13 protein-coding genes, 1 tRNA gene and 1 pseudogene are annotated in these 16,899 nt (G+C 54.3%); 4 read left to right on the forward strand and 11 right to left on the reverse strand.

What is annotated here, in order from left to right; all coding sequences use genetic code 11:
- From GRI39_RS14195 to ribB, 3 genes and pseudogenes are all read left to right on the forward strand, one after another.
- Positions 1 to 878 (forward strand): annotated as a pseudogene (locus tag GRI39_RS14195) (FG-GAP repeat protein); the annotation flags it as partial.
- 207 nt (positions 879 to 1,085) lie between these two features.
- Complete coding sequence (locus GRI39_RS14200) at positions 1,086 to 5,096, forward strand: cadherin domain-containing protein (RefSeq protein WP_160740398.1); 4,011 nt, start codon at positions 1,086 to 1,088, stop codon at positions 5,094 to 5,096.
- Positions 5,097 to 5,204: 108 nt separating this feature from the next.
- Positions 5,205 to 6,488 (forward strand): 3,4-dihydroxy-2-butanone-4-phosphate synthase, encoded by a 1,284-nt coding sequence (ribB, locus tag GRI39_RS14205; protein WP_160740399.1) that lies wholly within the window; start codon positions 5,205 to 5,207, stop codon positions 6,486 to 6,488.
- A 109-nt stretch (positions 6,489 to 6,597) separates the two neighbouring features.
- On the opposite strand, the gene nadC is transcribed toward ribB, so the two are convergent.
- From nadC to GRI39_RS14255, 10 genes are all read right to left on the reverse strand, one after another.
- The gene (gene nadC, locus GRI39_RS14210) at positions 6,598 to 7,461 is read right to left on the reverse strand and encodes a carboxylating nicotinate-nucleotide diphosphorylase (RefSeq protein WP_160740400.1); all 864 of its coding nucleotides are present in this window, start codon (positions 7,459 to 7,461) and stop codon (positions 6,598 to 6,600) included.
- A gap of 89 nt (positions 7,462 to 7,550) precedes the next feature.
- The gene (locus GRI39_RS14215; RefSeq protein WP_160740401.1) at positions 7,551 to 8,351 is read right to left on the reverse strand and encodes a LytR/AlgR family response regulator transcription factor; all 801 of its coding nucleotides are present in this window, start codon (positions 8,349 to 8,351) and stop codon (positions 7,551 to 7,553) included.
- A 3-nt stretch (positions 8,352 to 8,354) separates the two neighbouring features.
- Positions 8,355 to 9,551 carry a sensor histidine kinase gene (locus GRI39_RS14220; RefSeq protein WP_160740405.1) on the reverse strand — a complete coding sequence of 399 codons (1,197 nt, stop codon included), beginning with the start codon at positions 9,549 to 9,551 and terminating at the stop codon, positions 8,355 to 8,357.
- Positions 9,552 to 9,625: 74 nt separating this feature from the next.
- The gene (locus GRI39_RS14225) at positions 9,626 to 10,357 is read right to left on the reverse strand and encodes a DsbA family protein (RefSeq protein WP_160740402.1); all 732 of its coding nucleotides are present in this window, start codon (positions 10,355 to 10,357) and stop codon (positions 9,626 to 9,628) included.
- A gap of 14 nt (positions 10,358 to 10,371) precedes the next feature.
- Positions 10,372 to 11,730 carry a M48 family metalloprotease gene (locus GRI39_RS14230; RefSeq protein ID WP_246205105.1) on the reverse strand — a complete coding sequence of 453 codons (1,359 nt, stop codon included), beginning with the start codon at positions 11,728 to 11,730 and terminating at the stop codon, positions 10,372 to 10,374.
- 78 nt (positions 11,731 to 11,808) lie between these two features.
- A complete protein-coding gene (locus GRI39_RS14235; RefSeq protein ID WP_246205106.1) occupies positions 11,809 to 12,798 on the reverse strand; it encodes a phosphatase domain-containing protein in 990 nt (329 codons plus the stop codon).
- Between the two features lie 147 nt (positions 12,799 to 12,945).
- Entirely contained in the window at positions 12,946 to 13,809 is an 864-nt protein-coding gene (locus GRI39_RS14240; protein ID WP_160740403.1) for a PAS domain-containing protein, read from the reverse strand.
- Positions 13,810 to 13,907: 98 nt separating this feature from the next.
- Positions 13,908 to 14,258 (reverse strand): DUF2141 domain-containing protein, encoded by a 351-nt coding sequence (locus GRI39_RS14245; RefSeq protein ID WP_343033356.1) that lies wholly within the window; start codon positions 14,256 to 14,258, stop codon positions 13,908 to 13,910.
- A gap of 74 nt (positions 14,259 to 14,332) precedes the next feature.
- The gene (locus tag GRI39_RS14250; protein ID WP_211371640.1) at positions 14,333 to 15,067 is read right to left on the reverse strand and encodes a sterol desaturase family protein; all 735 of its coding nucleotides are present in this window, start codon (positions 15,065 to 15,067) and stop codon (positions 14,333 to 14,335) included.
- Between the two features lie 66 nt (positions 15,068 to 15,133).
- Positions 15,134 to 15,640 carry an MmcB family DNA repair protein gene (locus tag GRI39_RS14255; protein ID WP_246205107.1) on the reverse strand — a complete coding sequence of 169 codons (507 nt, stop codon included), beginning with the start codon at positions 15,638 to 15,640 and terminating at the stop codon, positions 15,134 to 15,136.
- Positions 15,641 to 15,795: 155 nt separating this feature from the next.
- Between GRI39_RS14255 and GRI39_RS14260 the strand changes: the two genes are divergently transcribed.
- Positions 15,796 to 15,872 (forward strand) — tRNA-Arg (locus GRI39_RS14260).
- A 174-nt stretch (positions 15,873 to 16,046) separates the two neighbouring features.
- On the opposite strand, the gene GRI39_RS14265 is transcribed toward GRI39_RS14260, so the two are convergent.
- Positions 16,047 to 16,828, reverse strand: a protein-coding gene (locus tag GRI39_RS14265; RefSeq protein WP_170324293.1) for an IS5 family transposase whose coding sequence is annotated in 2 segments (ribosomal slippage) — positions 16,047 to 16,504 and positions 16,504 to 16,828 — 783 coding nt in all. Because the reading frame shifts where the segments join, the coding sequence is not laid out codon by codon here.
- Positions 16,829 to 16,899 lie beyond the last annotated feature (71 nt).

Here is a 16,899-nt window from a genome sequence, read left to right on the forward strand (position 1 = left end):
ATATCGATGGCGATGGTTATGATGATCTGATTGTCGGGGCCTATAGAGGCGATGATGGCGGCACTAATGCCGGGGAAGCCTACATCATCTTTGGCCAGGCTGATATCGGGCAGGATGTGGTGCAGGGCACTGCCGCAGACGATGCTCTGGTGGGCACGGCCAATGTGGATATTCTGATCGGTGGGCGCGGCGCGGATAGCTTTGCTGATATTGGCACGGGCGACGTGGTGCGCGGCGGCGAGGGGGATGATGTCATCACCCTGACTGCCACGGATTTTGACGATATCAACGGTGGCACTGGCATGGATACGCTGGCGCTGGCCGGAACCGGGATGGATCTCGATCTTACCACTTTCCTGCCGGGTGATCTGAAGTCGATCGAAATGGTGGACCTCACCGGCACGGGAGACAACACGCTCACCATCACAGAACAGACGCTGTTCGATGTCAGCGATTGGCGGATGGATGGTGAAGCCTGGATGATCGTGAAGGGCGATGCAGGCGATGCGATTACCTCTACCGGCTTCACCGCCAATGGCACCTATGATTACGGGGGTGTGACCTATGACCTCTACGAAAGCGGTGGTGCCAATTTGCTGGTGGACCAGGGGATTGGCGCTGCGGCAGCATCCTTTGCGCCGATAGCTGCGCCAGCAGAGGATTATGGCCTGCTTTCTACCAGTGCAGCGACTGACCTCGATAGCCCAACGCAGGATGTGGCAGTCCTGTCCAGCTTCTCATCCGCTCTGGATGCAACGGGCTCATCTGACACCACCAGTGATGAGGGTGCGCAACCGGCTTATACCTTGGATGAAGGGATCAATCAGGCGCTGCTGGATGTGACCGATATTACCCATTCGGATGATATCGTGTCATGATGGGTTGAATCCCAATCACCACCATTGAAGCGGTTTAAAGCAAGGCCGGTGTGTGAAACAACACCGGCCTTGTCTGCTTTAGCGTCTCCAAAAGGACCAGAATGGTGGAGAAAAGTGCCATATATGTACATCTCCTTGGTTGCGGAGCAGTAAGAACTAAGTGAATATTTCCTAAAATTGTCCGCGTACTTTCGAAGGAAATTCCACATGGAAACGAAAATTCGCCGCTCCTTACGCGGAATGTCAGCTGCCTTTGGTGCCATTGCTCTGGGCCTTGCTAATGATGCTTTTGGTCAGACCGGGGCTGAGCAATCAGTATCGCTCAACAATGTGCAGGGGATCGATTCCTGGGCGCAGATGTCTGATGGCTCTTTGCAAATCAACACTGTTAACGGGCAGACGATGCAACTCGCTGCAGGCCAGTTTTCGGTGGTTAACGGCCAGGTTATGGTTTCGCAAAGTATGCTTCAAGCCCTGGGGTTGAGCGCAGGTGTCGCGGCGGCCTCTGGTGGCTTGGGCATCAGCACTGGTCTGCTGGCTGGCGGCGGGCTGGCAGCGGGCGGAGGTGTGTTTGCGGTTGCTAGCGGCGGTGGAAGTAACTCCGACGGAGGGGGTGGGGAAGACAATTCCGCACCGCGCTTCACCAGCGGGGCATCCGCGAGTGTGGAAGAAGGGACTAGTTTAGCCTACCAAGCCACTGCCACCGATAGCGATGGGGATACGATCCGCTACAGCCTTTCCGGCACAGATGCAGCGCTTTTCAACATTGATGCAAGCAGTGGAAGGGTAACTTTCAAGTCCGCACCCGATTATGACAACCCCTCTGATGATGGGCGCGATAACGTCTATAATGTGATCGTCACGGCCAGTGATGGCAAGGTATCGACTAATCGAACAGTCAGCATCACTGTCAAAGAAGTGAGTGACAGCGGGGGTGGTGGAAATACCAACCATGCGCCGCAAATCACAAGCGGGGCGTCATCCGATGTGCTGGAAGGGGCAACACTTGCCTATCAGGCCGCTGCAAGTGACAGTGATGGTGATTCTATTACTTACAGCATATCGGGCAAGGATGCCGCACTGTTCACCATTAACAGTACTACTGGCCTTGTCAGTTTCAAATCCCCACCGGATTTCGATGCGCCCGATGATGATGGGGCGAATAATGTCTACGATATTATTGTCACCGCAAGTGACGGTTCATTATCCACGCAGCGCGCAGTCGCGATCACGGTAAACGAAGAAGGTAGCAATGTTAACAATGCGCCAACGTTCACATCCGAAGCGTCCTTCTCGATCAATGAAAACCTTCAAGCAGTGGGTACGGTGAGTGCGACAGATATTGACGGCGATACTATCACCTATTCAATTGCGAGTGGTCTGGATGGCAGCAAGTTTACGATCAATTCCTCTTCCGGTGAACTGACTTTCATTTCGGCCCCGGATTTTGAAGCGCCTACAGATTCCAACGCTGACAATGTATATCAGGTCATCGTCACGGCATCTGACGGAACTTCAAGCACCAACCAAACGATTGATGTTGAGGTTTTGGATCAGTCGGAAAACGCAGCCCCTGTTTTTGATACCCCTGATGTTATTTATGTCCCTGAAGGTAAGCGTGATGCTTTCACTCTTGAGGCGACAGACGCTGATGGAGACACGCTGCAGTATAGTATTCCTAGTGGACCGGATTCCACTGCTTTTGGTGTTTTTGCAGACACGGGTAAGGTCACATTTTCTACATCGCCTGATTACGAAAATCCGGATGATGCAAATGCGGATGGAACTTATGAAATCACGATACAGGTGACGGACGGGACAAATGTTACTTCAAAAGACATCACTGTCATACTGACCGACGAGCCCGACCAGCTTGCTCGTGTGTTCGACGTCAAGGATCTGTTTCCTGCAAGCGGTTATGTTGTTGTTGGCCCAACAGAAGATGGGCGGATGGGCGACAGCGTTTCTATTGCGGGTGATGTCAATGGCGATGGCTATGACGATTATATTATCGGTAGTATGAATGCGAATGATGCTGCGGGCGCTGCCTATGTGGTCTTTGGTGACGCTGACCCGCTTGGGGAGCTAGACGCTGCAGGGCGACGCGTTTTCAGCATATCAGACTTGGACACGGCCCATGGCTTCTTAATTCAGCCAGTTGCAGGTAACGGCCAATTAGGGCGCTCGGTCTCGGGTGTAGGCGACATTAATGGCGATGGCTATGATGATATCATCGTTGGGGCAAGCAGTGTGAACACGCTCCAGGGTGAAGCCTATGTGATCTTTGGGTCAGCATCACCTATTGGTAATACCGTTGGGTCACAGCAGGTGGTCGATGCGGCGACTTTGCCAGCTGCAACGGGTTTCGTTATTCAAGGCGATAATGATTACGATAGTCTGGGTTCCACTGCTTCTGCTGCCGGAGACTTCAACGGCGACGGAATCGATGACCTCATTGTGAGTGCTTCGGCGGGCGATGATGGCGGTGAAAATGCCGGCGAAGCCTATATTATCTTTGGCAGCACAAGCGGCTTCGGGCAGGATGTTGACGGTCGACAGGTCATCGACGTTACCAATTTAACCCCTTCAGAAGGTGTCATCATACAAGGTGCAGTCAAAGGCGACACTTTGGGCACCTCTTCGGCTATCGGAGACATCAATAATGATGGCTATGATGACATTATTGTAGGTGCTCAAAATAACGACGATTTTGATACAAGTGCTGGCGCGGCTTATGTTATTTTCGGCCGTGCGGGCTCTCCCGGGGCGGTAGATGCGACCTCACGCCAAGTACTCAGCGCTGCGAATCTTTCAAGTGGCGATGGTTTCATAATTTATGGTGAGTTTGGCGGCGATAAATTTGGCCGTTCGGTGTCCGGCGGAGCGGATTTAAATGGCGATGGCTATAATGATATAGTCGTGTCCACGACTTCAAATGATGTTGGCGGAGACAACGCCGGAATGGTCTACGTCATCTATGGAAGTGCCACGGGCTTTGGCTCTTCTAACGGTCAGGGCTCGAATGTCGTGGATCTCTCTACTCTACAAAGTAGTGAAGGCTTCATCATCCAAGGGGCTGATAATGGCAACTCCACCGGCAGGGCCCTTTCTATGGCTGGCGATCTCAACGGTGATGGTTATGGAGACCTGTTGATCGGATCAAGAACAACAGCGGGGCAGGGGCGAGCCTATGTTATATTCGGTTCAGCAGATGGTATCGGATCGGATGATGGCAATGGTCGCCAATTGCTGGACCTTGCCAGTATGGGTGAGGATGCTGGCTTTATCATCGCCACATCTAATGACCAGGACTTCCTAAGTGATGCAGTTTCTGCTGGAGGAGACATTAATGGCGATGGCTACGATGATTTAATCATTGCAGCCACAGGAAATGACGAGGGTGTGTCTGAAGGTGGTGCGGTCTATATTTTCTATGGAGCAGCCGATCTTGGGCCTTATGCCCCCCAGTCTTCTCTTACGCTTACAGGGACATCGGATGGAGATCGTCTGATTGGAGGGAATAGTGATGACACCATCAGTGGGGAAGGCGGTGCAGATGTAGTCTATGGCGGGGCGGGGCATGACACTCTGTCAGTTGGAGACCTTGATTTTATCCGCATAGATGGCGGTAGCGGCCGGGATTCTATCAATTTCGATGCGGTGTCTGGAAATATCGATCTCACCACATTGCTTGGAGAGCGGCTGCAATCTGTTGAGATTATCGATCTTTCGGGTAGCAACAATAATTCACTGACTGTGAATGCTCACAATGTCATGTCGATTGGTACTGAATTCATAAACGGAAAGCATGCTTTGTTTGTTACTGGGGATAGCGGGGATTCTCTTATTGCAGATGGATTTTCTGCTGCAGGAACCTACTCTGATGGGGGAGTAACTTATAACCAATATGAGAGTGGCAATACTATTCTTCTGGTTGATCAGGATATTAATACGAGTACTAGTGCCTCACTTCCCTCTACTCCTGCCCCAGCGGCATCCTTGCAATTGGACGTATTATCTCTGGATGAGGCCGAAGATCTAAACAGTCCAACTGCTAGCACTGTGGCTATGGCAGAACTGATCTCGCAAATCTCAGTGGTGCCGCAGAATACAGTGTATAGTGTTGATTCTTCTGCAAATTTGGGACTTGAAGATGTTGGCTCACTATTGCCTGATGGCGCCGTTGATGCGCACCACACCGATAATCTGGTGACATAATTTGCAGTTGCGAGCTTGAGAAAGTGGGCGGCTAGAACTGGCTGTCACAGGCGAAGTAATGTGATCTCAGGTGTTGAAATCACATTTTAACGTGATACATGCTCCGAAATGAGCAATGTTATCGAAAATGTCCGTCAAGCCATCGCATCTGGTTCCATTTCCCGGTCAGGCCTTGCCCGTGCGGCTGGGCTTCATGCCAATACTTTGCGTGAATGTATGGAGGAGGGGTGGAACCCGACGATTGAGACTTTGAACAAGCTCAAAACTTTCCTCGACGCTAATGATGATCGGCCTGTTTTGGCGTCTATTGAAGAGATTATTGCTGAAGCACGAAATGGCCGGATGTATATTCTGGTGGATGATGAGGATCGTGAGAATGAAGGTGACCTGATTATTCCGGGGCAAATGGCGACGCCCGATGCTGTGAACTTCATGGCAACATATGGGCGGGGTTTGATCTGCCTTGCCCTGACATCTGATCGCTGCGATGCACTGGGGCTTCAGCCCATGGTGAGCAACAATCGCTCGCGCAATGAAACGGCTTTCACTGTCTCAATTGAAGCGCGGGAAGGCATCGAAACTGGCATTTCTGCTGCCGATCGTGCGCGGACGGTATCGGTGGCGATTGACGCGGCGACCAAGAGCGATGCGCTGGTCAGCCCTGGCCATGTCTTCCCCTTGCGCGCCAAGAATGGTGGTGTGCTGGTGAGAGCGGGCCATACGGAGGCTGCGGTCGATATTTCACGGCTGGCAGGGCTGAATCCATCCGGCGTGATTTGCGAAATCATGCGCGATGACGGCAAGATGGCGCGGCTGGATGATCTGATCGTTTTTGCCCGCAAGCACGATCTGAAAATTGCGACAATCCGCGACTTGATCGCCTATCGCCGCCGCCATGATCGCATGATCGAAAAGCGGGCTGAAAGCCCATTCATCAGCCGCTGGGGTGGAGAATGGACCGCACAATCCTATTACAGCAAGGCGACGGGCGAAGAAACCATGGCACTGGTCAAGGGCCGGATAGATGCCTCCAGCCAGACATTGGTTCGGATGCACGCGCTTTCATTCTTTGAAGATGTTTTTGGCGAGGAAACCGAACGCTCACGTCTCCTGAGCCGCTCTATGGAACTGATCGAAGAAGAAGGTTCGGGCGTTGTGGTGGTGATCAACCGGCAGGCACCGGGCTGGATGTCGCGGATGATGGAGGCCCGCTCGCAATCGCAGGAAGGCAAGCCTGTCGAAATGGAAGAGTTGCGCGATTACGGGGTTGGGGCGCAGATTCTCGCCGAATTGGGAGTGCAGGACATGGTTTTGCTCACCAACACCCACCATTCGCTGATTGCCTTGTCCGGCTATGGTTTGAACATTGTAGGTGAAAGACCGATTATCTGACCGTGAATTATCACATTCAATGTGATGGCTAATCACACCCGGACACGGGCAAAACTGGTTGCTGGCTCCCTGAACGCGACACAAAGGAACCTAAAGGGACTTAAAAAGATCACAGCGGGGTGAAATCGAGCCCAATATCGGCTGCAGGGGCACTTTGCGTGAGACGGCCGACAGAAACGTAATCCACGCCGCTCGCTGCAATGTCTCCGATTGTGTCCAACTTCACGCCACCGGATGCTTCGGTCTTGGCGCGCCCTGCCACTATGGCGACAGCGCGTTGCAAAATTGTGGGGTTCATATTGTCGAGCAGGATGTGATTGGCCCCGGCTTCAATCGCAGGTTCGATCTGTTCAAGATGATCGACTTCGCAAATGATCTGCTCAACCCCCGCATCACGCGCGCGCTTCACCGCCTCACCAACCGAGCCGGCAACGAGGATGTGATTGTCCTTGATCATCGCCGCATCCCACAGGCCCATTCGGTGGTTATGCGCGCCGCCCATGCGGGTGGCGTATTTTTCCAGTAGGCGCAGTCCGGGAATGGTCTTGCGCGTATCGAGGAGGACGGCACTGGTATCGCCCATGGCTTCAACATAGGTGCGCGCCATGGTGGCAATGCCGGTAAGATGCTGCACTGTATTGAGCGCGCTGCGTTCCGCCGTCAGCAATGCACGCGCATTGCCGGACAAGCGCATCAGATCAGTGCCCGGCGCGACCCCCTGGCCTTCTTCAACCAGAATTTCGATATCCATATCAGGATCGAGGTGGCGGAAGAATGCGGCGGCAATCGGCAGGCCTGCCACAATGGCCCCGACCCGGCTATCCATCACGCCTGAAAAGCGCGCATCGGCCGGAATAACGCTTTCTGCGGTTACATCATGGCCGCCATTGGGCAAGCCTTCCCCGAGATCCTCGGCGAGCGTGGCTTTTACAAAAGCCTGCATGTCGAAACCGTCCAGCGCCCAAGCCATCATTGTGATCCTTACCCAAGGCAGCCCGTTGCTGCACACTGGTTTCGCTTTTGCCGGAGCGAGGCTCTGCGTCAACGCCCCGGCACTTAAGCTTAGTGGACGAAGCGCGCCACCACATCACGATAGGAGCGGCTGACTTTCACTTCTGCACCAGATTCCAGCACCAGAAAGCACTCGCCATTGGTATGTGGTTTCACCTGACGCACCTGATCCAGATTGACGATTGTGGAGCGGTGGACGCGCTGGAAAATGCGCGGATCAAGGCGGCGTTCAAGATCCTTCATCGTTTCACGCAGGATCAGTGAATTGTCGCCCGTATAGATGCACATATAGTCGCCAGCGGCTTCAATATGTTCAATCGTATCAACATCGACGCGGAAGATCTGGCCGCGATCTTTGACGTTTATGAGCTTTTCATAGCGGCTGGCGCTGTTGGAATCCTCGTCAGATTCAAGGTTTTCCATCGCATCAGGGGCCACTTCTGCCAGCACGTCTTTCAGCTTTTCAGCCTCTTCGGCGGAGCGTTTTTCAGACAGGCGCAGGCGCACGCGTTCCAGTGTATCGGCGAGCTTGTCTTCATCCACCGGCTTCATCAGATAATTGACCGCATTGGCTTCAAAAGCGCGGATCGCATGTTCCTGATAGGCGGTAACGAAGACGAACAGGGGTGGCTCGATCTCCATCACGCCTTTGACCACGGAAAATCCGTCAAAACCCGGCATCTGAATGTCGAGGAAAACCAGATCGGGCTTTTCAGTCTTGATGGTGCGGATCGCCTCGCGGCCATTGGCGCAAGTGGCGATCACTTCAACATCGGGGAAAGATTGAAGCCGCAGTTGAAGGCCCTGAATGGCCAGTTTCTCGTCATCGACGATTATGGTGCGAATAGTCATACATCATATCCCAAGGCCTGCATTGGCAGGCATGGTGGTACTGGATTGGGTCGCTTTGGGTTGCGCAGGAGAGGGGGGAGTGTCCTCCTGCGGAGCTTTCTCGAAAGGAATTTCGATAATCACGGTAAAGCCACCCTCGGGGGGAGTGCGAATTTCAAAAAGGTGATCGTCGCCATAGGCTTGGGCGAGCCTGTCTCGGATATTGGCCAGACCAACACCGGTTGAAACAGTATTTCCTCCTCCTGCAATGGAAGAGGGCAGATGGGACGCTTGCGGCCGATTTTGCAATCCCGGCCCGGTATCGGAAACGGTCACGCGAAGTGTTTGCCCGATAGACCGAGCGGCAATGCTGATCTTGGCGCCTTCTTCCTGAGTGGAAACGGCATATTTGATCGCGTTTTCGACCAGGGGTTGCAACAGCATGGACGGCAGATAAGCCTCGGTAACGGCAGGCTCTATCTGAAAATCTGTCCGCAAACGCTCTTCAAAACGCATCCGCTCAATCTCCAGGTAGAGCTGGAGCGTTTCCACTTCCTGCTCAATGGTCACTCTGCCGCCGGGTTCTGTCACCAGCGTATGGCGCAGGAAGCCGGACAGGCGCGTGAGCATGGCGTTAGCCGGCTCTGTCTGCTTCAGCAAAACGAGCGTGGAAATGGAGTTGAGCGTATTGAACAGGAAATGCGGGTTCAATTGATAGCGCAGCATGGCCAATTGTGCGCCGGTTGCCTGCGCCTCCAGCCGTTCCAGCTGGTCAGCCTGTTCTTCCACCTGCAGGAAAAAGTTGATCGCATAATAAAGTGCTGACCATGCGCCGAGTAGCGTCATGTCGATATAGAATACGCCGATCACCAATTGGGCAAAGCTCGCGCCGCTCCCTGATTGGTAGAGGCTGATCGTCCACCCATTGATGAAGGCTGATACCCACACCGCAAGGCCGAGCACAAAGGCGGTTGCAGACCATGTCACAAGCGGGCGCTGATAGATCAGCTTGTTGTAAATCACGGACAGGATCGTGCTGATGGAAAAGCCGGTAACAGTGGCGATCACCACCAGCACCAGAAAGGAAATGGGCTTTTCATTGGCGATGGAGGTCATGGCACGCAGCAGGGCTGCACCGCCCCAGCCAATCATCTGCAAGCGCCAAAAGGCACGATTCTTATCTTTGAAGAACGGTGTCGGGCGGAATGGCAGCATGGCCATCGATCCACCGCGGGCCGATCTTTCAGCGCTCGCCATCCGGTTTTTCTTGCGAGCCGATCGTAAAGGTGATCGCCTCAGGATGCTTTGCTCTCCTGCGCCTGTTTGATAGCATCGGTCAGCCGATTACGCCCAACAGCGCCGGAAATCACCTGATCGCCGATCACCCAGCTAGGGGTGCCGTTGAAGCCCAATTGCTGGGCAATGGCGCTGTTGGCCTGCAATTGCTGGTCAAACACGCCGGTGGCAATATCCTTGCGTGCCTGATCGAGATTGACCCCGGCCTTGGTTGCGGCGGCAGCGATCGTCTCATCTGTGGGCGGACCCATCGCAAACATCAGATCATGGAATTGGGCATAATGCCCTTGCTTGGCAGCGGCGAGAGCCATGCGGGCGGCGTCCACGCTCTTTTCCGTCAGGATCGGATATTCGCGCATAACGACTTTCAATTGCGGGTTGTCAGCCACCAGCGCTTTGACGTCTTCCACACTGTGACGGCAATAACCGCAAGCGTAATCGCTGAATTCCACCAGGGTCACGCTTCCGTTCGGATTGCCGAGAATGGCACCGGGGAAGGGGGTCTCAAGCTCTGCCTTCAAAGGTTCAAGCCGGGCGAGGGTTTCACGCTTTTGCAAAACGTCGAAGGCTTCGGGCAGCACTTCAGGATGGGCCAGCAGATAAGCGCGGGTGGATTGGCCGCTAAGGCCTGTCTGGTCATAAATGGCAGCGCCGCCAAAGCCGCCCACAAGGGCGATGATGACGATCGCCAGCCAGCGCAGAATCGAAGAGGAGGTGTTGTTGTTGGTCATGTACCTGCTTAGCGCTAGTTGCGATCACGTTTGCGATCAAGATCGGCACGGGCTTCCATTTCGATGTCCTGTGCACGTATCCAGTCGGGCGAACCGGTGGGAAGGCCGCGTTCGGCCGCCTGAGCGTTTTGGAGTGCTTCTGCCGGGCGATTGGTCATCACCAATTGTTCTGCACTGGCAAGGCGGGCGCGGGGCATGTCGCCTTTGGCTGCGTAAACAGTACCAAGCTGATACCAAGCGAAAGGGTTTTCCCGATCCCGTGCGACCGCTTTTTTGAGGACGCTTTCCGCTTCATTGAAATGGGAGACATCCTCAGTTGCAATCAACGCATGGCCAAAAGTCGCCGCGATTAGGGGGGCATTGCCGGTGATCTCCGTCGCCTTGCGTAAAGGGGCGAGCGCATCGGCTGGCCGACCTGATTCCAAGAGGACCTGCCCTTTCAATTCCAGAAAATAGGGATCGTCGGGGTCCATTTTTAGCAATGCATCGGTTTCGGCAAGCGCCTTATCGATCCGCGCGTCCTTATGATAGGCATAGGCGCGGGCATAGCGGGCAGGGATGCCGGTCATATAGTCAGGATAGGCTCGCAAGGTCGCAGCCGGGCTGGCAAGATAGCCATAAAGCTTGGCCTTCACCCTTTGGAAACGGCGCTCCAGATCGGGGTCAGGCGGCTTGTTCCACGCAGGGTCTTTCTCGAAATCAGCCTGAAGGCGTTGAATCCGGTCTCCGGTTAGTGGGTGCGTGCGGTAAAAAGCTGCGTCATCATCTTGCCGATAGCCGTAACGAAATTCCTGATTTTGAAGGATTTTGAAGAAGGCGACCGAACCTTTGCCGCTGATCCCGGCCTTGGAGAGATAATCCACACTGGCTGCATCGGCGCTTGATTCCTGCACGCGGCTGAAGGAGAGGTAAGAGCCCATCGCAGCCTGCTGGCCCATAGCCATCACACCCGCGCCTGCTTCCCCTGCGCCGGCGGCCATGGCCGCCACGCCCAGTAGCATGGAAAGAATAGAGATATTGGCCGCTTTGCCCATCCCTTCTGAGGAGCGGATCACGTGCCCGCCCATGATGTGGCCCAATTCATGGGCCAGAACGCCTTGTACTTCATTGGCTGAATCGGCAGCGTTGATGAGCCCGCTATGGACGTAGATCCGTTGGCCACCCGCAACAAAGGCATTGATCGACGGATCATTGATCAAGACAACTTCGATGGCGCCTTTATGCAACCCGGCAGCCACGGCGAGCGGATCGACCATATCCTGAAACAGCGCTTCTGTTTCGGCATCGCGCAAAATGGACTGCGCGGCAACAGGCTGCACCGCAAGGGACAGCGTAGCGATAACTGCAAGAATACTGGTAATGATGCGCATCATATTCACAGTAATAGCTGGATTTGCCCTGAATGGGCAATGAAGAGCTGATAAGGGCTTATATTTGAGGCCAGTCACTCATTAGGCAGAGGCTGCCAGTACATCCACTTTTTCAACCGTTTTGACGATCTGTTCCGTTTCACCGCCAGGGGTGAAGCCAAGAGCTGAAAGGAACTGCTTACCTACCTCATAATTTTGCCCAAACCATAGGGGGACATTAGCCGTTTCGATCATCATCTGGGCACTGGTTTCCTGGGGCGATAAGAGTTCGTTCGAAGCCGTGCGGATGAAGATGGCAGCAATCCGACCGGGGAAGTGCTTTACCGTATCGGCATAGGCAGGAAGGTCCCCTTGGGTATCATCACCAATCAATACAAACCGCATATCGGGATAGAGCGAGAGGATGGCGGCGATTGAGGAGACCTTGTGTTGCCGATGGCTACTTGCCGTTAGTGTTTCCCGCTTGAAGCCCCAGTCTCGCAGCAACAACGGCCCAAGCGGCAGGTTCTTCTGATTCATGAACGCCACGAGGTAGGAAAACAGATTCCATGGCGAGGATGAGACGTAAAAGAACGGACGGTGCGTTGCCGGTATCTGTCGTCCTGTACTTTGATTGCTGCTGGCGGGAAGCAGCCGTCCACCGCCCAATGCGCCATAAAAGGCGTCCACTCCCGGCGTAGCAATCCGTTCTTCCGGTAAAGTCGCAACAACCCTTTGCCAGTTGCGCATGATCGAACGGAAGCCGCCAGTAACACCGGTTTCAATCACAGTGTCGTCAATGTCAGAAATGACGGCTAGGCGCGTTTCGGTGCCTGGTGCCAGAATATTGGCTTCGACGCAGTGTTGCTCGCCACGATCCATCCAGCGCAATGCCACCACTTCCCACATGGGGGTTTTGGGAAGTGGGCGATGCGGCGTTAAATCTATGTCGAAATGGACATAGCCTTCGCCATCGGACAACGCATTATAGCACTCGGTTGTGCCATCATGTCCGGATACCTCCAGACTGACATGAACGCCCGGCACTTCTCGTGAAGCAAATTGGGCCAGCATCGTGCGAATAGCTTGCAAACGCCCATTGCAATCAAAGCCAGCCTTGCCAGACCGGAGCACCCTCGCAGATAAAACCAGCCTTTCAGCGCTACGATAGCCGAGATATGGCTGAACCCTTATGGGAGCTGAAAAAATGGCATTCTCCTTGGATAGGATTCATTGCGTTCACATAACGAGTTTGCGCAATGCCTGTTCCAACAGCTTGGCACTTTTAGGGATTCCGGCAATCACATGGCTTTTCCCGCTCGGGTCACGCCGGATCAATGCCAGAGCGAATTCGTCATCCTCGGAGATACAATCATCTGGTTGGGTAATTGGCAGATTTCTCAAATATTCCGCCATATCCTTGGGCATATCAGGCGAGATATCCGGCATCGCATGATGGGCAGAGGGGGTGTTTGGCCCATCGGCCCAAGCTGACACGGCAGCAGAGGCATTCCCTTGCCATTTCTGTTCCGGCGGAAGATCAAAAAGTGCCCCGATCTGGCTCTGAATATCCTCGGTCAAATGCGTATCGGCCAGTTCGCGCCAATTGATCACACCCAGTATGTAGTCCACGCGATATCCATCGCTGGAAAAAGGCAGCAATATGCCGCGATACAGGATTGTGCAGCCGCGCGGACTGGAAAATTCCGCTTCAAAGCTGGTTGGAGCCTCATTTTCCAGCAGTTGCGGGTAATGTTCAACAATCCGCGCGATGAGCGAGCCTTCCGGAATATCGTCCATATTGCGGATGGAGCCTAATGGTGTCTCGCTTTCTTCGACGAGCTTTTCACCGATGAAGGCTAATCCGGGGTTTCGTGGGCCATTCGGGAATTTCAGAATAACGCTGTAAGGCCCAAATTCCGGCAAACTGTCAGGTGTCAGATTGTCGATATGCGGAAAGCCTTGATCACCGAGCAGGCCAACCCAAAAATTATACGCCCGCACCTGAAGGCGCCGCTCCCGCGTACCAATTGCCGGTGGGAGGGTGTCTGTTCCCATTTCCTCTTCGCTGCCGTCGAAGTTTTTATGGCCAGGTTTAATCAAGGCATACTCCCTGCATTATAGGCGTGGAGTAGTGGCAGGTTCTAAAAGATTGGTAAATTCACCGAAAAATCAATTAATTCGGTGGCTTACCCATTCCACTACAGCATGTAGCGCATTTTGATGACTTGCCGAACAGGGACATGATTTACATCAAAGGCGGCGTCTTTGAATTTTGGCGGCCCCATGAATACCTTGGCATCGCGTGAAAAGCCGAATCCTTCTTTGGGCATCATCAACAAAGCCCGGTCCGCTTTGCCATTGCTATTTTCATCATGCAGCACGGCGATGGCGTAACGCCCCGGCGCAACATTGGGAAAAGAAAGGGTGACTGTTGCGGCAGCTGGAACCGCAAGTTCCATCGCACCTTTCCCATCACAATTAGGGAATGCCTTTGCATTGGGCGTGAGGCAGGCGCGAACCAGCCCTTTGCTGGAACGTAGCCCTGTCACTGTAATGTTGATGGGTTCGGTTTGTGCAACAGGGGCCGTATTTGCGCCAAGTAACGCTGTTGCGCAAACCAGGCTCAGGGCTGGGATAATCCGCGATCCGTGCCGCACAGGTGATCCCAGAAGCGAAAATAGAGGCCGTAATTGCATTTATAATTCTCGTGATGCCGCTGGTGATGGCTGGCCGTTATCAGCCAATACCCCAACCTTGAATGAACCAGGGGGCGGGGAAACATTTCCCATCCCATATGATTGGTGATTCCCATAATTGTCATGATCGCCAGAACCACACCCAGCATCGCCATATGAATCGGAATGATCAGCACCAGCAGGGGAATGATAAAAGCACCGCTGAGCGCTTCAACCGGGTGAAAGCTCATGGCAGCCCAAGCCGTTGGTGGCTTGCTGGCGTGATGCACGGCATGGGCGATCCGAAACCAGCGCGGAATATGCATCCAGCGGTGGCTCCAGTAAAACCATGTGTCATGCGCAAACAAATAGAGGAATACGGAAAGCGGCAGATACCACAGTGGGTAATCATTCCAGCTTTCGTAAATTCTGGTCCAGCCATGCGCCTGCCAGCCCCAGGCCACAATACCCGCTGGAATGCCATAGATCGCTGCCGAGAGAAGTGACCAGCCGATTTCGCTGCGGATTTGCTTGTTCATCCCACGATACAGGCCCGGCTTTTTGCGGGATGTGACCCAGGCAAAGACTCCGCTTGTCAGCAGGTAACGCAGGCCAACAATTGCCGTCATCGCGATTGCGGAAAGAGAAATGGCTGCCAGCACATGAAGGACAGTAGAGGACATAGCGTCTCTATGCCTCGTGCCAGGCCACTATCAAAGGAGAATGCGACAGATTTTGGCGTTACGTGCTCATTGCTCCGCTGTGATCCACTGGCTGCACTCTGGATCTCGCGCCATCAAATGCCGCCGCAAAGCTGTACGGGCCAGCCGCTCCACTTCAACCTTGCGTCGGGCAGCGGCCAATGGCTGGCTGGGGGCAGGGCGAATGATTTCAGCATCATAGCCATCGGCCACGATGATTCCACAACTGTCGGGGCGGAAACTCTCCTGCTCAAGCACGCCGCGATCCAGTTCAGGTGGGATACCCCAATAGAATCTGTCACAAAAGTCGAGATAATCTGGCCATTTGCTGTCGCCGAGAAGATCTGCCCGGGCGGTTTTGATCTCGACAATGATAATCCGGCCCTTGGGGTCAATCGCCATCAGATCAGCCCGACGGCCATTACGCAGCATCATTTCATCAATGCACCAGATGTCATTGCGCGCAAAAAGACGCGCAATTCCACGAGCAACAGCGAAAGCCGCGCTTCGGTCAGGAGCAGGAGTCGTATCGGGCAGGGAAGTCAATTGAGCCATGGGTACAATCTTGAACATAAAGGGAACATCGTCAAGGTCAGAAGTCGTCACCCATAAGCAAATCATGCAAAAACCCGGCAATTGTTAAAAACTACCCCTCTCAAAGCGCTTTTAACTTGGCGCTGGGCAAAGCTATTGCTAACCGCCCAATCAACGCACCCGTAGCTCAGCTGGATAGAGCGCTGCCCTCCGAAGGCAGAGGTCACAGGTTCGAATCCTGTCGGGTGCGCCAGCTTTTTCAAGCATTTAGCTATATTTCCCGTTGGTTGGCTCCGGTGTATCTCCGGTGAAATCAGGCGGAACACGGTCTCGCAAGCCTGCTGTGGCCAAGGCGAGTCTTGTGAGACGAGCTGCCGCAGCTGAGACCACTAAAGCTCAGAAATGGGTTTGCGACCCTTTGTTGCGACTAGGCGGCGTGGACAAATTTGAGCCAGTATCTGGCGGTGGCGATGTGGACCATGGATAGGAAGCTGTCCACGAGTTGATCATAGCGTGTCGCGATGGCGCGGTTGATCTTGAGGCGTCCGAAGAAGCGCTCGATCTGGTTGCGCTGCTTGTAGAGTTTCCTGTCGTGCTCGATCGGCACACGGCGGTTTGATCGTCCGGGAATGACGGCCTCGATACCGCGTTCGGCAAGATCGGCGCGAATGGCGTCGGCATCGTATCCCTTATCAGCCAGTAGCGCCTTGGGTGTTTGGTCTGCCATAGCGATCAGGGCGTCATAGGCCTTGCAATCAGCGGCTTCGCCGACTGTCAGGTGGAGGGCGAGCGGTCGCCCTCGTCCATCAGCCAGACAGTGAAGTTTACTGGTGAACCCGCCCCGCGAGCGGCCAAGAGCTCTTCGACGAGTCCCCCTTTTCCGCCCGCCGCCGAAACATGGGCGCGAACCGTAGTGCTGTCGATGCTGTAGTGGCCGCTGTCCGCCATGATCTCGGCCAGTGTAACCGACACGGCCTCCCAAACCCCGGCATCGCTCCATCGCCTGAACCGCCGATAGATCGTGTTCCAGTTGCCGTATTTTGGCGGAACGTCGCGCCAGGGTGTGCCGCAGCGAAGTCGCCAGAGAATGCCGTTGATGATCGCACGGTTCTCTTCAGGACGTCGTCCGCGCCCACGGTTCGACGCATCAATCGGAAGCAACCCCTTCAAAACACGCCATTCTGCTTCGGTAAGATCACCCCGACTCAAGCCCGCCTCCAAAAGGCAGCCTTGAATCAACCCGCCATCGCAACGTCAACCAATTTGTCCACGCCGCCTAG

The sequence above is a fragment of the Altericroceibacterium indicum genome (genome assembly GCF_009828105.1).
In the GTDB taxonomy this organism is placed as follows: Bacteria; Pseudomonadota; Alphaproteobacteria; order Sphingomonadales; family Sphingomonadaceae; genus Altericroceibacterium; species Altericroceibacterium indicum.

What these genes read in the sequence shown, in the direction of transcription:
- nadC (WP_160740400.1), bottom strand. Translation starts at nt 7,461, where the DNA reads ATGATGGCTTGGGCGCTGGACGGTTTCGACATGCAGGCTTTTGTAAAA.
- GRI39_RS14220 (WP_160740405.1), bottom strand. Translation starts at nt 9,551, where the DNA reads ATGGCCATGCTGCCATTCCGCCCGACACCGTTCTTCAAAGATAAGAAT.
- ribB (WP_160740399.1), top strand. Translation starts at nt 5,205, where the DNA reads ATGAGCAATGTTATCGAAAATGTCCGTCAAGCCATCGCATCTGGTTCC.
- GRI39_RS14200 (WP_160740398.1), top strand. Translation starts at nt 1,086, where the DNA reads ATGGAAACGAAAATTCGCCGCTCCTTACGCGGAATGTCAGCTGCCTTT.
- GRI39_RS14215 (WP_160740401.1), bottom strand. Translation starts at nt 8,351, where the DNA reads ATGACTATTCGCACCATAATCGTCGATGACGAGAAACTGGCCATTCAG.
- GRI39_RS14225 (WP_160740402.1), bottom strand. Translation starts at nt 10,357, where the DNA reads ATGACCAACAACAACACCTCCTCTTCGATTCTGCGCTGGCTGGCGATC.
- GRI39_RS14255 (WP_246205107.1), bottom strand. Translation starts at nt 15,640, where the DNA reads ATGGCTCAATTGACTTCCCTGCCCGATACGACTCCTGCTCCTGACCGA.
- GRI39_RS14250 (WP_211371640.1), bottom strand. Translation starts at nt 15,067, where the DNA reads ATGTCCTCTACTGTCCTTCATGTGCTGGCAGCCATTTCTCTTTCCGCA.
- GRI39_RS14230 (WP_246205105.1), bottom strand. Translation starts at nt 11,730, where the DNA reads ATGATGCGCATCATTACCAGTATTCTTGCAGTTATCGCTACGCTGTCC.